The organism is Bradyrhizobium cenepequi, from assembly GCF_020329485.1.
In the GTDB taxonomy this organism is placed as follows: Bacteria; Pseudomonadota; Alphaproteobacteria; order Rhizobiales; family Xanthobacteraceae; genus Bradyrhizobium; species Bradyrhizobium cenepequi.
Genome location: NZ_JAGKJI010000030.1, coordinates 22,491 through 36,311, shown reverse-complemented (window position 1 = coordinate 36,311; position 13,821 = coordinate 22,491). Strand labels below are relative to the sequence as shown.

The window sequence follows — 13,821 nt, the reverse complement described above, 5'->3', positions numbered from 1 at the left end:
TTTCTCGATTTGAGAGCAAGCATCGGAGTTCCGGCCAGCGCGTCGCGGATTACTTTTCGCTCGAACTGATCAGGAAGGACGCCATGGCATGACAGCCCGTTCATCCACCATCTCCCGTGCCTCTGCGGTTACGTCTGCAGAGGCGCGGATTGCCGCTTACGACTGGCAGGTGCTCGCAGGCGAACTCGACAATTATGGCTGCGCCGTCCTGCCGAAGCTGCTTTCGCCGGAGGAGTGCCGCGCCATCGCTGGCCTCTATCCCGACGAGAGCCATTTCCGAAGCCACATCCACATGGCGCGGCACGGCTTCGGCAAGGGCGAGTATCGCTACTTCAAATACCCATTGCCCGACCTCGTCGGCTCCTTGCGAACCGCCCTCTATCCGCGCCTTGCGGGCGTTGCCAATGAATGGAACGGTCGAATGGGAATTGACGGGCGCTATCCGGGCGACCACGCATCCTTCCTCAAGCAATGCCACGACGCCGGCCAGACGCGCCCGACGCCACTTCTGCTGCAGTATGTCCCGGGTGACTTCAATTGCCTCCACCAGGATCTCTACGGCGATCTCGCATTCCCGATCCAGGTCGCAATTCTGCTCTCGCAGCCCGCCACGGACTTCACAGGTGGCGAGTTCGTTCTGACCGAGCAGCGGCCGCGGATGCAGAGCCGCGCTGAGGTCGTGCCGCTCCGGCAGGGCGACGCCGTGGCCTTTGCGGTCCATAACCGGCCAGTGCAGGGATCAAGGGGCAATTACCGCGTGAACCTTCGCCACGGTGTGAGCCGCGTGCGTTCCGGCATGCGGCACACGGTCGGGATTATCTTTCACGACGCGACCTAGCGGTACGGCGGATAATACTCCTGCCCGAATGGAGAAAGCCATGAAGCTAGTCAGGATGAGCGAGGAGAAAGTCGGCCTCCTGGTGCTTCTTCCCGGTGGCCTGCATATGATCGACATCGCGAACAGTCTCGGTGTATTTGCGCCGCATGATCCCCTGTCGAACGGCCTTCTGAACGGCGCGCTCAAGGACGGTTGCAATTGGTCCCTGATCGTTAAGCATTGGGCTCACTTGCGGTCGCCGCTCAAAAAGCTGGCGAACGTCGCTACAGCCACTCCAGACCATCCGTGCCTGGCCATGCAGCCGCTTACGGAACAGCCGCAAATAAGAGATGCCATCGACCAGATCGTTGCGATCGACATAACTGACACTGAACGCCTCGAAGAGCAGGATCCGACAGGCCGGCGCGCCATGGCGCGGCAGTTCAGGGAGCTTCCCGAGAACAAGATCCAGCGCGATGCGCCTTCGGCAGCAGGAGCCGCGCAGGTCATCGACTTCTCGCATCACAAACTGATTGGCGACGCCTGAGTTCTGCCGCTCCGCCGTTTTTCGATTTGAAAGCAAGGACCGGATCGGCCGCGCCATCGCCGGCTCTTAATCTCGCCGCAGACAAATTCAAAAGGAGCGCAAGATGCGCGAGATCATCCGCTTTGCATGGGGCAACAGTTCCCTCGGCGACTTCTTGGTGGCCATGTCCGGCAAGGGGCTTGTGGCCCTCGAATTCAGCTCGAACCGCTCTAGGGCGGAGGACGCATTGCGCGGCCGCTTTCCGGAGGCCGACATCATCGGCAGCGAGCACGAATTGACCGATGTCCTGGAGAAGGTGCAACGCGCGATCGAAGCGCCAGGTTTCGATCCCGCGATTCCGCTCGACTTGCGCGGGACGCCGTATGAAATCGAAGTCTGGTCGATGCTGCGTGCAATACCCGTCGGCGAGACGACCAATTACGGCGCCCTGGCGGCCAAACTAGGTACCCGCGACGCACGCGATGTGACCGAGGCGATCGCCTGCAATCCTGTCGCGGTCCTCGTGCCGTGCCATCGCGTCGTCAAGAAGGACGGCGCGATTTCCGGCTATCGCTGGGGCGTCAAGCGCAAACGCGAGCTATTGGCTCGCGAACGGCGTTTCGGGACGGTCCGACCTGTCTGAAAACCGTATTGCAACGAAGCTGGGTCAGGCCGCTTCGTTGGCGTGCTTCCAGGCAGGAAACGGATCGGTCAGGCTGGCCAGGCCTGCGTATTCATGCCGGGCTTTCCTTTGACGAGGCAGGCATCGAGGCGTGCACGGATGGCGGCCTCATCCATGTTCGTGCCGATGAAGACGAGTTCTTGGCGACGGTCGCCATAGAGATCGTTCCAGCTCTTCTTCAACATTCGTTGCCACTCGGCATCCCGGGGCCATCGTTCGCGCGGGATCGCCGCCCACCAGAATCCCAGGGCCTCGGTCTTGGTGATGGCGCCCGCCTGGCTCATTTCGCCGACCCACTGCGGACGCGTGGCAATCCAGAAATGCCCCTTGGCGCGAATGACACCTGGCCAGGCGTCATGAAGGAAGTGATGAAATTTCATGGGCTCGAACGGCCGCCGTGCACGATAGACGAAGCTCTTGATGCCGTATTCCTCGCTCTCCGGCACATGGTCGGCGAAGCCGTACAATTCCCTGAACCACAGCGGATGCTGTTGCGCCTTCTGGAAATCGAAGCGCCCGGTATCGAGGGTCCGATCGAACGGAACCTTGCCGTGATTGGCCTCCAGGATCTCGGCTTCAGGATTGAGCGTCCGGATGATCTTGCGGGCGGCATCACGCTGCGCGGGTGTTGCGTCATCCACCTTGTTCAGCACGACGACATCGGCAAATTCGATCTGTTCGACAAGCAAGTCGACCAGCGTGCGCTGGTCGTTGTCGAGGGCTTCGCCGCGCTCGCTAAGGAAATCGGTGGAGGAATAGTCCTTCAAGAGATTCACCGCATCGACGACCGTGACCATCGTGTCGAGCCGCGCAATGTCGGACAGACTCTCGCCCTGCTCGGTCCGGAAATCGAATGTGGCCGCGATCGGCAGCGGCTCGGAGATGCCGGTCGATTCGATCAGCAGATAATCGAACCTTCCGCTTTCGGCCAGTGCTCGCACTTCTCTCAGCAGGTCGTCGCGCAGGGTGCAGCAGATGCACCCGTTGGTCATTTCAACCAGCTTCTCGTTCGTCCGGGAAAGATTCGCACCGCCATCGCGAACCAGGTCCGCATCGATGTTCACCTCGCTCATGTCGTTCACAATCACGGCCACCTTCAGGCCGTGACGGTTGTTGAGCACGTGGTTCAGCAAAGTGGTCTTTCCAGCCCCGAGGAAGCCGGACAAGACGGTGACGGGCAGTTTTTGCATGGAGGTCGAACAGCCTTTGCAGCTTGAGGAAGTTTCGCCCGGGAGAGGGCATCAGGTAACATTATGTAATGTTATAACATTACATAAGCGCGGCCGTTTTCGATTGTCAAGCTGCGCTGGCTGGAGGTGACGTTTGATGCGCGTTGCCCTCGATTACATGGCGTCTGTGCGCGCTTTCGCCGCAATGGCGACGGTGCCATGCGAGGTTATGTTGGATGCGTTATGACATATGCACCCGACATCGATCCGCGCATCGCGCGCTTCTGTCTACATGCCGGCCGCCTGCACGCAGGCACTTAGCCGGACGGCCGATTGAGCCGTCCGGATTCTGTTCTCATCGATATCTGAGTTCGTGGCTTCTATGCAGGAGCCCGATTCATCTTGAACAGAAGGAACGAGCCGTGCTGCCTCCATCAAAGACCCACGCCGCATCCGATGATCGCCGCTGCGAGCGCACGCGCGAAAGCGCCAAGCAAACCAAGCCGAATGTCGTGCCGCTGTTCCGCGCGCCAGTGGTCGCGAAAGGTGACGCGATCGACGACGATTCAGGGCCTACCGCTGCATGAACGCCAAGGTGACAGCAATGAGCAAGAAGACCGAACCCGATCTGCCGCCGATCCTCGTCACAACGGAGGAGAAGCGGCGGCTGAGCGGGCTTGCGAACTCCAGCATGGAGCTTTTTCCGCGCGTGGCACACTTCCTCGCGCGCGAGATGGAGCGTGCGAGCATCGCACCTGACGACGCAGATTTGCAAGACGTGGTCCGGATGGGCTCCCAGGTCGGTTATCGTGACGATAGCAACGGCGAGGCGAGGGAGGTGGTGCTGGTCTATCCGCACGAAGCCGACATCTCGCGCAAGCGCATTTCGGTGCTGACCCCTGTCGGCGCCGCGCTGATCGGCCTGTCAGTCGGCCAGACCATCGAATTTCAAACGCCGGATCGCCGAACGCGAGCACTGACTGTATTGCGCGTTTCACCTTGAGCGGGAGCCTTGTAGCCATGCGCGACCGTTTGTTTGAGCAAGCGGGGCTGATCGTGATCTGCATCACAATCGGGCTGATCGGGCTCGTCGGCGGCGTGGCTTACCTCGCGCGGCTGTTCATGTGAGGCTTGGCCATGCCACAATCCAGTGACGCTCGATCAAGGCGCCCGGGTTCGATCCTGCAATCGAACGCGTTATAGTTGCGTATCGCTTCGGGTGAGAACCTTGTCATGCCGCAGCAGTGGTACTTCGTCTGGATCGAAGGTCCGCGCGGACCCATGCCACAAAAGTGGTCTTCGGAAGGACTCTGGGGGCAGGTCAATCGTCAGGACGTCATCGTACGCTTCGCGCTGACGGAACGCGAAGCGGAACTTTCGCTCGATCAATTGGCCAGGTTGCATCCTGTTCCCGACGAATGAACCTTTACGGAGCTCGCGAATTTAATGCGGGTGAGGGGTTGAACCGGTGAACTCGGACCCAATGTCCCGGACTTCACGTTCGTTGAACTGCGATCGAGAGGGGTCGTGTTCGGCGAAGAGCCGGCGGCAGGATGGCAATTCCAAGAAAATCATCCTGCGACGGCACAAGTGAAGCTCCAGCGCGTCGTCGTGCTGGCGGGATGGCTGTCCCGCGAACGCGGCGACCGCGTGCTGCTTAGGCCGTCGCGCGGTGCAACCCTCCAATCCAGAGGAGCGAGGAACATGAAACTGAACTCAACGCAGGTCGAGCGGGCATTGAGCCAATTCGATGCCCACTGCCTTCCCGATGATCATCCGGCGGTCTCTCAATTGAACCGCTTGTTCGGTGATCACACCTATTTCCTCGACACCAACGGGCTCAACGTTCTCGAGCCCAGCGAATCCACCGAGACGGACACCCAGATAGGCAAGATCGTGAACCTCGCCCATTGGAGCGACGATACCTTGACGAATTTGATGCCGCACGAGCCTGAGCCGACCGGCGTCATCGTCAGTCTTGGCTCCAAGCACTGATGGTTCCTGATTGATCAAGGTGAAAGCCCGCCTCTGGCGGGCTTTTGTTTTTCGGCACTCGCCAGGGCGCTTTGGATCCAGCTGAATAGACGCACCGGAAGCGGATGTACATGGCCTGGAAACTGGGCGGCTTCCATTGCATGCTACGTCGTGTCTTCCAAATGGAGTGAGGCCGATGTCCCTCTGGACTTGCGAACAATGCGGCGCGCAGCTTCCCGAGAGCGATGCGCCGCCCGCCTCATGCCGGATCTGCGAGGACGAGCGGCAGTTCGTGAACTGGAACGGACAGGTCTGGCTCAGCCGCGAGGAACTGACGAAGCGCTATCATCTCGTCTGGCGCGACGATCTCGGGCTTATTGGCGTCGCGGTTGAGCCACGCCTGGCCATCGGCCAGCGCGCGCTGCTGGTGCCAGATGGCGACGCGCTTGTGATGTGGGATTGCATCCCGCTCGCGACGCGTGAGGCGATCGACTACGTCAAGTCGCGCGGTGGGCTGAAGGCGATCGCGATATCGCATCCGCATTATTATGGCGCGCTCGCCGATTGGAGCGAGGCGTTCGGCAATGCGCCGGTCTATCTCCATGGCGACGACGCGTCATGGATTACGCGGCCACATCCGTCGATCGTGCCGTGGCGAGGCGAGGCGCTCGCGATATCGGACGATCTTCGGCTGGTCCGCGGCGGCGGCCATTTCGCCGGCGCGACCATGCTGCATTGGCGCGCCGGCGCGGACGGCCGCGGCGCCCTCCTGACCGGCGACATCGCGCAGGTGGCGATGGACCGCCGTCACGTCAGCTTCATGTATTCCTATCCGAACTACACGCCGCTGAACGCTGCCGCCGTGCGCCGCATCGCGGAGGCGATCGCGCCGCTTTCATTCGATCGCATTTACGGTGCCTGGTGGGGACGCAATATCGAGCGTGAGGCGAAGGCGGCGTTCGATGCGTCCGTCACGCGCTATCTCGCGGCGATCGCCGAATGACGCCAGAGGCAGGCCGATCACGCTTTCCCAGCCCGGCCCGCGACCGTGCACAGGTCCCTTGCCGCCCGAACCAGCATTGCTATATCAGGGGCTTCCCACCGTTTCGTTGACCTGTCAGCCAAGCGATTTGCCATGACCACCACGACCGCCCCTGAATCCCAGCCGTTCCAGGCCGAGGTTGCCGAGCTCCTGCAGCTGATGGTGCATTCGGTCTATTCGGAAACCGATATCTTCCTGCGCGAACTGATCTCGAATGCCTCCGATGCTTGTGACAAGTTGCGTTACGAGGCGATCGCCGCGCCGGACCTGATCGCCGATGGCGCGCCGCCGAAGATCTGGATCCGGCCGGACAAGAAGGCCAATACGTTGTCTGTGATCGACAGCGGCATCGGCATGGACCGGCAGGAGCTGATCGATAATCTCGGCACCATCGCGCGCTCCGGCACCAAGTCGTTCCTCGAGCGGCTCACTGAGGCCAAGGACGGCACCAACCTGATCGGCCAGTTTGGCGTCGGCTTCTATGCCGCCTTCATGGTCGCCGAGAAGATCGTCGTGATCAGCCGTCGCGCTGGAAGCGACCAGGCTTGGACCTGGACCTCCTCGGGCGGCAGCGCCTTCGAGATCGCTCAGGCCAGCGAGGAGGACGCCAAGCGCGTCACCCGTGGCACCGAGATCGCGCTTCTTCTGAAGAAGGACGCCGCAAAATATCTCGAGACCTACGAGATCGAGCGCATCGTCCGCGCCTATTCGGACAATATCCAGTTCCCGATCGAACTGGTGCCGGAGGAGGGTGAGCCGCGCCAGATCAACTCCGCGAGCGCGCTGTGGCAGCGGTCGAAATCCGAATTGTCGGCGGAGGACTACAAGGAAGCCTACAAATCGATCGCCGGCGCCTTCGACGAGCCGGCAATGACCCTGCATTATCGCGCCGAGGGCCGGCAGTCCTATGCCGTGCTGTTGTTCGCGCCGTCGACGAAGCCGTTCGACCTGTTCGAGCCCGCGCGCAAGGGCAGGGTGAAGCTCTATGTCCGCCGCGTCTTCATCGCCGACGATGCCGATCTTCTGCCGGCGTACCTGCGCTTCATCCGCGGCGTGATCGACAGCGAGGATCTGCCGCTCAACATCTCGCGCGAGATGCTGCAGAACAACCCGCAGCTCACGCAGATCCGTAACGCCGTGACCGGCCGCGTCGTCGGCGAATTCGAGCGATTGGCGGACAAGGAGCCGGAGGCGTTCGCCAAGATATGGGATGCGTTCGGCCCGGTCCTCAAGGAGGGCCTGTGGGAAGATTACGAACGGCGCGAGAAACTGTTGGGCATTGCGCGCTTCACGACGACCACGGGCGAAAACCGCTCGCTCAAGCAATATGTCGAGGCCATCAGGCCGAACCAGACCGACATCTATTATCTCACCGGCGACAGCATCGAACGGTTGAAGTCGAACCCGAAGTTAGAGGCGGCGAAAGCTCGCGGCGTCGAGGTGCTGCTCCTGACCGATCCCGTGGATGCGTTCTGGACCTCGGCGCCGATCGATTTCGGCGGCAAGCCGCTGAAGTCGCTGAGCCAGGGCGACGTCGATTTCAGCCTGATCCCGTCCATTGACGAGAAGGAGGACGAGCCGGCGGCGGATGAGGCCACGACGATTGCGGCGATCAAGGAGGCGCTCGGCGAGCGCGTCGCCGACGTCCGCGCCTCGCAGCGGCTCACCTCGAGCGCGTCGTGCCTGGTCGGTGGCGGCCGCGACCGCATGCTGGAGCGCCTCCTCGCGCAACAAAACCGCGGCGCGATGACAAAGCCGATCCTCGAGGTCAATCTGCGCCATCCCCTAGTGGCCGCGATCGCACGCAAAAAAGACGCGGCGAAGGATCTGTCGCTGCTCCTGCTCGAACAGGCCCAGATCCTCGAGGGCGAATTGCCGGAAGATCCAGCCGCCTTCGCAAGCCGTCTCAACCAACTCGTGCTGCGCGGGCTGGCGAAGGGATAACCACGATCCGCATCCGTCATTGCGAGCGGAGCGAAGCAATCCATCGTGCCGCAAGCGGAGAAATGGATTGCTTCGTCGCTATCGCTCCTCGCAATGACGGTTACGGGCCACATGCAACCGATCCCAAACGCGTCCGTATCTGCTAGACAGTCTCCGGCAACTGAGTGATCGATGGTGGCGGCAGGCGGCAGCGAGATCTTCTACGGCGGCATCCCGGTGTTCCGCGGCTTTGCGCGCCTGATGGAGCCGTCGCTGTATTCACCTTTGCCTGACGATTGGACCATCGGCGTCGCCGACATCGTGGAATCGACCAAGGCGATTGCCGCGCAGCGCTACAAGTCCGTCAACATGGCGGGTGCGTCTGTTATCGCTGCCGTCACCAATGCACTCCAGGGGCGCGAATTCCCCTTCGTGTTCGGCGGCGACGGCGCGAGCTTTGCGGTCGCGCCCGCCGATCTCGACGCCGCGCGCGCGGCGCTGGCGGCGACCGCGACCTGGGTGAGGGACGATCTCGATCTCATCATGCGCGTGGCGCTGGTGCCGATGGAAGCAATCCGTGCGCAAGGCCTTGACGTCCGCGTCGCGCGCTTCGGGCCGTCGGCCAATCTCTCTTATGCGATGTTCTCCGGCGGCGGGCTTGGCTTCGCGGAAGCCGCGATGAAGCGGGGTGAATTCGCTGTCGCGCCGGCGTCACCGGGCACGCAGCCCGATCTCAGCGGGCTCTCCTGCCGGTTCGAGGAAATCCCCTCCGCGCGCGGTGTTATCCTGTCCGTGCTGGTGGCGCCCGTGAGGGGCAGCGATCCCGATGCCTTCCGCAGGACGATCGAGGATGTCATAGCTCTCGCCGAACAGAGCCCGGATGCTGGCCGCCCCGTGCCGTCGGGTGGGCCGGCGTTGCGCTGGCCGCCGCAGGGCCTCGACTTCGAGGCGCGCACCAAGCGCGGCGGCCCGCTGTTCGCGCGGCGCCTTCTGGTGCTGGCGGTCACGCTATGGGTCACCACCATCATGCGCTTCGGCATCAGGATCGGCAAGTTCGTGCCAAGGGACTATGTGCGGCAGGTGGTCGAGAATTCCGACTTCCGCAAACATGACGACGGCTTGCGGATGATCCTCGACTGCAGCGAGGAACTGGCGCAGGCGCTCGCCGAACGCCTCGCGCAGGCCTCGGCCAGCGGCGTCGTGCGTTACGGCCTGCACCGGCAGGATGCCGCGATGATGACCTGCTTCACGCCGTCGGCGATGCGCAGCGACCACGTGCATTTCATCGACGGCGCCCGCGGTGGCTACGCCTCCGCCGCGACGGCGCTGAAGGCGATGTCCACCTCCCCTTGAAAAGGGGAGGTCGGTTTGCGCGCAAGCGCAAACCGGGTGGGGATCTCTCTCCACGAGCACCTGCGCTCGTGGCTTGACCCCCATCCCGACCTTCCCCCTTTCAGGGGGAAGGAGAAGTGAGTCAGCGTCTCACCCGCGTCCAGGTTTCGCCGCCGCAGAGCGCGCCGACGCAGCCTTCGACCCGCAGCGTGTCGGGGCCGGCCAGCGAAATGTTGCTCGCATAGGTGCCGCCGTCATCGGCGTTGTAGATCTGGCCGGTCCACTTGCCGCCGGCCGGCCGCATGCCCGAGAACAGCGGCAGCCCGATAATGGGGCGGGTGGTGAGCGCCGGATTCGGATTCTTGTTGTCGAACTGTGGCCTGCTGGTCGCGGGATCGATCGGCTCGCGCAGGGAGACGATCACGCCGCAAATCCCGCCGCCGCATTTGCTGATCTTGACGCGGGCATCGCCCGCCTGCGTCTGCCAGACCCCGGATGGATCGGCCGCCGCGCTTTGCGCGCACGCCATCGGTGCGCCAAGTAATACCGCCAGCATCGCTGCGATGAGAGCTGATCTGCAAGCCATGATTCGTTCCCCAAAAAGCAGGCCTGCATAGCAACCAATCAGTTTTGTGCAATCTCACTTCCGCGCGTTCGCGCGCGATCATTTGCCCCAGTTCGTGATGCGCACCATGCGTCACTGCGCGGCCGGCCTCATGCAGGGCTCACCATGGCAGGCCGCATAGGTCGATGGTCCCCATATCAGGCGCGCGTTTGATGTCGAACACGAACGGCGCCATCGCCTCGAAGCGGATGCGCTCGCCCGGCTGCTCGCAATAGACCTCGCCGGCGAAGGGCCGCCAGCCACGCGCCTGGTAGAACGCGAAATTGTGAGGCTCACAGAACAGCAGCATGAAGCGAGCCGCTTCATTGGCACGCACGGTCTCCGCCGCGGCGTTGAGCGCGATCGAGGCATAGCCGCGGCGCCGGCAGTCCTCGCGGGTCGCAACCCCGCCGATGCCGCCGATATGGATCTGGTGTCCGTTCCAGATGATGGTGCGAAAATAAATGCCGACATGGCAACCGACACCGCCCTCGGGCGCGTCGATCAGGACGCGCAGGTCGGCGTGAGCCCATTCGATATGGCCCCATGGTAATTTCGCGACCGCTTCGCGCGGCCAGACCGCCTGAAACAGCGCTTCGACCGTCTTCCAGGAAGCATCGCCGTTGAGGACTTCGATCTCGATGCTCACTTTGGTGGGTCCTTGCGTTCCGTTGACGTGATCTTACTTGCACGAACGGGGAAAGGCACCTGGGCCCGCATCCTGCCGTTGGGGCTGATCTTAAGCATTTCATTCCCAACAGTATTTTGCAGTTGGTTCGTTGCGCTGACGTTTGCAAACCGCTTGCACGGCCTGCATGGCTCGCGCCGAAAATGCGGTGTTTAACTGTGATGGAACCTTCTATAAGAGGTCTCCGTTAGTGTCGTCTCCCATCATGTTGGACATCACACCATGACTTTCACACTACCCGACCTTCCCTACGCCCACGACGCCCTCGCGCCCTACATGTCGAAGGAAACGCTGGAGTACCATCACGACAAGCATCATCAGGCTTACGTGACCAACGGCAACAACGCGATCAAAGGGACCGAATTCGAGGGCAAATCCCTCGAGGAGATCGTGAAGGGCTCGTACAACAAGAACGCCGCCGTCTTCAACAATGCCGGCCAGCACTACAACCACATCCATTTCTGGAAGTGGATGAAGCCGAAGGGCGGCGGCAGCAAGCTCCCCGGTCGGCTGGAGAAGAAGATCAACGAGGACCTTGGCGGTTTCGAGAAGTTCAAGGCCGATTTCGCCGCCGCCGGCGCCGGCCAGTTCGGCTCGGGCTGGGCCTGGCTGCAGGTCAAGGGCGGCAAGCTCGAAATCTCCAAGACGCCGAACGGCGAGAACCCGCTGGTCCATGGCGCGGTGCCGATCCTCGGCGTCGACGTCTGGGAGCACTCCTACTACATCGACTACCGCAACCGCCGACCGGACTATCTGAAGGCGTTCGTCGACAACCTCATCAACTGGGACTATGTCGACGAGCTGTTCGGCAAGGCGTGAGCTCTTTAGCAGCATCATCACGCGCGATTGTCACCCTCCCCTGAAAGGGGAGGGTCAGTTCGCATGCAGCGCAGCGGAATGCGAACCGGGGAGGGGTCAGCTCTCTCCACTCGGGCACCGTTTTCAGCGGAGAGACCTGACCCCTCCCCGCCGCTCATTTCATTCGCGTCGACCCTCCCCTTTCAGGGGAGGGTGAATGCACACATCATTCAGATGAGGGGTTGCACAGTCCCTCTCGACGGCACACCAGTGGGGGCAGTGGTGGGAACGGCAGCAAGCTATTTTCTGGTCTTCTTCGGCGGCGGCTTGGGTGCGATGCTGCGCCATTTCGTCAATCTCGCCTGCGCCCGCGGCTTCGGCACCGCCTTTCCCTACGGCACCTTCATCATCAACATCACCGGTTCGACCGTGATGGGCTTGATCGCGGGCTATCTCGCGTTCAAGGGCGAGGCGTCGCAGCTGTGGCGGTTGTTCCTGATGACCGGCGTCCTCGGCGGCTACACCACCTTCTCCGCCTTCTCGCTCGACACCGCGCTGCTCTACGAACGCGGCGAACTCGCGCTCGCGGCATTCTACGTGCTCGGTTCGGTCGCGCTGTCGATCGCCGGCCTGTTTGCCGGACTGGCGCTGGTGCGTCATCTGACGTGAGCCGCTCCGTCGGGGCGCGCGAAAGCGCGAGCCTGGAATCCATTGGGCCACATACACGGGCGGTGAAATGGATGCCGGGCTCGATGCTGTCGCATCGCCCCGGAATGACGGATCGAGAGAGCGTCGCACCCGCGCATGGCCATAGCCTGCGTGCGCATGGATGCATGGCCAGCTTCCGTTTGCGTGGCCTTTGTGACGGGACTAAGCAGGACGAAAATTCTCCACCCGCCGCAGACCTATTGCCTTGTCAGATGCACCGCTGAAAGATCCGCCGCCGGCCGGTGGCGCCGCGGAGGCCGAGCCGCCTCCCGGCCGCGTGCGCAAGCCGATCGGCTGGTCGATGATCTCAATCCTCGCGCTGGTCCTGGTCAGCGCCGGCTTGGTGTGGCGGCGCGACGGCGCCGAGGGCGTGGTCGAGATCCTCAGCCACGATCTCTCGCTGTTCGGAGGCATCCTGCCGCGTGTGCTCGCGGGCTGCCTGCTGGGCGCGTTCATCGCGGAAATTCTGCCGCACGAAAAAGTCTCGCGCTCGCTCGGACCGAAGTCGGGGTTGAAGGGCCTTCTGATCGGCACCGCGTTCGGCGCGATCCTGCCGGGCGGTCCCTTCACCGCTTATCCGGTGGCGGCGGCCCTGCTCACCGTCGGCGCCGATTTCGGCGCGACGATCGCGATGGTCGTGAGCTGGACCTTGATCGGCTACGGCCGCGCGGTTGCCTGGGAATTGCCGATCATGGGCACCGAGTTCACGCTGTGGCGGATCGTGATCTCGCTGCCGCTGCCGGTGCTCGCCGGTGCCCTTGGCCGCTTCGTCTATGCCCGCGTCTATCCGAACGGCGCGCCGGAATGAGCGCCGCGCTCCTGATCGACATCCTGCTGTGGGGGTCTGTCGCAGGCGTCGGCTTCATCGCCTGGCGGCGCGGACGCTCCGTGCTGGTGTCGTCCTTGCGCGAGGGCTCGCTCGAGTTTGCGGGCATCATGCCGCGGATCGCGATCGGCGTGGTCGGGTCCGGCTATATCGCCGCCGTGATCCCGCAGGAGATCATCACCGGCTGGCTCGGTCCGGACAGCGGCTGGCTTGGCGTACTGACCGCCGTGATCGCGGGCGCGGCGACGCCGGGCGGACCGGTGGTCGGCTTTTCGATCGGCGCGGTGGCGCTGAAGGCCGGCGGCGGCCCGCCCCAGGTGATCGCCTATGTCGTGGCCTGGGCGCTGTTCGCCTTCCAGCGCGTGATCCTGTGGGAGATCCCGTTCATGCCGGCCCGCTTCGTCTGGTTCCGCGCCGCGGTCTCGGTGCCGTTTCCGTTCCTGGCTGCGGCCATCGCGATGGCGATCGGTAAACCGTGAACGGCTGCCAAGGTGGACTCGCGTAATGTTATAATGTAACGTTTAGGGCAAATGGCTCACGCGCATACCCATACCCACCATCAAGTCCACGGACATGCCCACGACCATGTCCACAGCCACGATCCGGCCGCGCCGCATCCGGCACAGGCGGCGTCCTGGTCGATCCTGCGCATGACGGTCGCCGCGCGGCTTGCTGCGGCGCTGGCGATCTGTGCGGCCCTGTGGGCCTTCGTGCTGCTCGCGATGAGGTGAG

17 protein-coding genes and 1 pseudogene are annotated in these 13,821 nt (G+C 62.9%); 14 read left to right on the top strand and 4 right to left on the bottom strand.

Annotated features, from left to right (window positions below; all coding sequences use genetic code 11):
- Positions 1-88 precede the first annotated feature (88 nt).
- Positions 89-838, top strand: a complete 750-nt coding sequence (locus J6497_RS26685; protein ID WP_225707258.1) for a 2OG-Fe(II) oxygenase — start codon at positions 89-91, stop codon at positions 836-838.
- 46 nt (positions 839-884) lie between these two features.
- Here the strand turns inward: J6497_RS26685 and J6497_RS26680 are convergent, their stop codons facing one another.
- Positions 885-1,421 (bottom strand): hypothetical protein, encoded by a 537-nt coding sequence (locus J6497_RS26680; protein ID WP_225707257.1) that lies wholly within the window; start codon positions 1,419-1,421, stop codon positions 885-887.
- A gap of 46 nt (positions 1,422-1,467) precedes the next feature.
- On the opposite strand from J6497_RS26680, the gene J6497_RS26675 reads away from it, so the two are divergent.
- Positions 1,468-1,986, top strand: coding sequence for a methylated-DNA--[protein]-cysteine S-methyltransferase (locus J6497_RS26675; protein WP_225707256.1), 519 nt, complete (start codon positions 1,468-1,470; stop codon positions 1,984-1,986).
- A 24-nt stretch (positions 1,987-2,010) separates the two neighbouring features.
- Here the strand turns inward: J6497_RS26675 and zigA are convergent.
- Positions 2,011-3,215, bottom strand: a pseudogene (gene zigA, locus J6497_RS26670) (zinc metallochaperone GTPase ZigA).
- A 401-nt stretch (positions 3,216-3,616) separates the two neighbouring features.
- Here zigA and J6497_RS26665 point away from each other — a divergent pair.
- The 7 genes from J6497_RS26665 to J6497_RS26635 all read left to right on the top strand — a co-directional run bounded on the left by J6497_RS26665 (position 3,617) and on the right by J6497_RS26635 (position 9,486).
- Positions 3,617-3,781, top strand: a complete 165-nt coding sequence (locus J6497_RS26665; protein ID WP_225707255.1) for a hypothetical protein — start codon at positions 3,617-3,619, stop codon at positions 3,779-3,781.
- Positions 3,782-3,798: 17 nt separating this feature from the next.
- The gene (gene rnk, locus J6497_RS26660; RefSeq protein WP_225707254.1) at positions 3,799-4,197 is read left to right on the top strand and encodes a nucleoside diphosphate kinase regulator; all 399 of its coding nucleotides are present in this window, start codon (positions 3,799-3,801) and stop codon (positions 4,195-4,197) included.
- Positions 4,198-4,427: 230 nt separating this feature from the next.
- Positions 4,428-4,616 (top strand): hypothetical protein, encoded by a 189-nt coding sequence (locus J6497_RS26655; protein ID WP_225707253.1) that lies wholly within the window; start codon positions 4,428-4,430, stop codon positions 4,614-4,616.
- Between the two features lie 105 nt (positions 4,617-4,721).
- Positions 4,722-5,189 carry a hypothetical protein gene (locus J6497_RS26650; protein ID WP_225707252.1) on the top strand — a complete coding sequence of 156 codons (468 nt, stop codon included), beginning with the start codon at positions 4,722-4,724 and terminating at the stop codon, positions 5,187-5,189.
- 175 nt (positions 5,190-5,364) lie between these two features.
- A complete protein-coding gene (locus J6497_RS26645; RefSeq protein ID WP_225707251.1) occupies positions 5,365-6,171 on the top strand; it encodes an MBL fold metallo-hydrolase in 807 nt (268 codons plus the stop codon).
- A gap of 132 nt (positions 6,172-6,303) precedes the next feature.
- Positions 6,304-8,154 carry a molecular chaperone HtpG gene (htpG, locus tag J6497_RS26640; protein ID WP_225707250.1) on the top strand — a complete coding sequence of 617 codons (1,851 nt, stop codon included), beginning with the start codon at positions 6,304-6,306 and terminating at the stop codon, positions 8,152-8,154.
- Positions 8,155-8,325: 171 nt separating this feature from the next.
- Positions 8,326-9,486 carry a DUF3095 domain-containing protein gene (locus J6497_RS26635; protein ID WP_225707249.1) on the top strand — a complete coding sequence of 387 codons (1,161 nt, stop codon included), beginning with the start codon at positions 8,326-8,328 and terminating at the stop codon, positions 9,484-9,486.
- Between the two features lie 121 nt (positions 9,487-9,607).
- On the opposite strand, the gene J6497_RS26630 is transcribed toward J6497_RS26635, so the two are convergent.
- A complete protein-coding gene (locus J6497_RS26630) occupies positions 9,608-10,051 on the bottom strand; it encodes a DUF2147 domain-containing protein (protein ID WP_225707248.1) in 444 nt (147 codons plus the stop codon).
- Between the two features lie 139 nt (positions 10,052-10,190).
- The gene (locus J6497_RS26625; RefSeq protein ID WP_225707247.1) at positions 10,191-10,718 is read right to left on the bottom strand and encodes a GNAT family N-acetyltransferase; all 528 of its coding nucleotides are present in this window, start codon (positions 10,716-10,718) and stop codon (positions 10,191-10,193) included.
- A gap of 261 nt (positions 10,719-10,979) precedes the next feature.
- Between J6497_RS26625 and J6497_RS26620 the strand changes: the two genes are divergently transcribed.
- The 5 genes from J6497_RS26620 to J6497_RS26600 all read left to right on the top strand — a co-directional run bounded on the left by J6497_RS26620 (position 10,980) and on the right by J6497_RS26600 (position 13,820).
- Positions 10,980-11,576, top strand: a complete 597-nt coding sequence (locus tag J6497_RS26620) for a superoxide dismutase (RefSeq protein ID WP_225707246.1) — start codon at positions 10,980-10,982, stop codon at positions 11,574-11,576.
- A 261-nt stretch (positions 11,577-11,837) separates the two neighbouring features.
- Positions 11,838-12,224, top strand: a complete 387-nt coding sequence (gene crcB / locus J6497_RS26615) for a fluoride efflux transporter CrcB (protein ID WP_225707245.1) — start codon at positions 11,838-11,840, stop codon at positions 12,222-12,224.
- Positions 12,225-12,468: 244 nt separating this feature from the next.
- Positions 12,469-13,071: a permease gene (locus J6497_RS26610; protein ID WP_225707244.1), complete on the top strand. Its 603-nt coding sequence runs from the start codon at positions 12,469-12,471 to the stop codon at positions 13,069-13,071.
- Positions 13,068-13,568, top strand: coding sequence for a hypothetical protein (locus tag J6497_RS26605; RefSeq protein ID WP_225707243.1), 501 nt, complete (start codon positions 13,068-13,070; stop codon positions 13,566-13,568). Before J6497_RS26610 ends, J6497_RS26605 begins: the two co-directional genes overlap by 4 nt.
- A 51-nt stretch (positions 13,569-13,619) precedes the next feature.
- Entirely contained in the window at positions 13,620-13,820 is a 201-nt protein-coding gene (locus J6497_RS26600) for a hypothetical protein (protein ID WP_225707242.1), read from the top strand.
- The last annotated feature ends 1 nt before the right edge of the window (position 13,821 follow it).

Bases quoted from the DNA above. Each gene is read 5' to 3' on its own strand.
- J6497_RS26630 (WP_225707248.1), bottom strand. From the start codon at position 10,051: ATGGCTTGCAGATCAGCTCTCATCGCAGCGATGCTGGCGGTATTACTT.
- J6497_RS26635 (WP_225707249.1), top strand. From the start codon at position 8,326: ATGGTGGCGGCAGGCGGCAGCGAGATCTTCTACGGCGGCATCCCGGTG.
- htpG (WP_225707250.1), top strand. From the start codon at position 6,304: ATGACCACCACGACCGCCCCTGAATCCCAGCCGTTCCAGGCCGAGGTT.
- J6497_RS26620 (WP_225707246.1), top strand. From the start codon at position 10,980: ATGACTTTCACACTACCCGACCTTCCCTACGCCCACGACGCCCTCGCG.
- J6497_RS26655 (WP_225707253.1), top strand. From the start codon at position 4,428: ATGCCGCAGCAGTGGTACTTCGTCTGGATCGAAGGTCCGCGCGGACCC.
- J6497_RS26645 (WP_225707251.1), top strand. From the start codon at position 5,365: ATGTCCCTCTGGACTTGCGAACAATGCGGCGCGCAGCTTCCCGAGAGC.
- J6497_RS26605 (WP_225707243.1), top strand. From the start codon at position 13,068: ATGAGCGCCGCGCTCCTGATCGACATCCTGCTGTGGGGGTCTGTCGCA.
- J6497_RS26680 (WP_225707257.1), bottom strand. From the start codon at position 1,421: ATGGCGCGGCCGATCCGGTCCTTGCTTTCAAATCGAAAAACGGCGGAG.
- J6497_RS26600 (WP_225707242.1), top strand. From the start codon at position 13,620: ATGGCTCACGCGCATACCCATACCCACCATCAAGTCCACGGACATGCC.
- J6497_RS26685 (WP_225707258.1), top strand. From the start codon at position 89: ATGACAGCCCGTTCATCCACCATCTCCCGTGCCTCTGCGGTTACGTCT.
- J6497_RS26675 (WP_225707256.1), top strand. From the start codon at position 1,468: ATGCGCGAGATCATCCGCTTTGCATGGGGCAACAGTTCCCTCGGCGAC.
- rnk (WP_225707254.1), top strand. From the start codon at position 3,799: ATGAGCAAGAAGACCGAACCCGATCTGCCGCCGATCCTCGTCACAACG.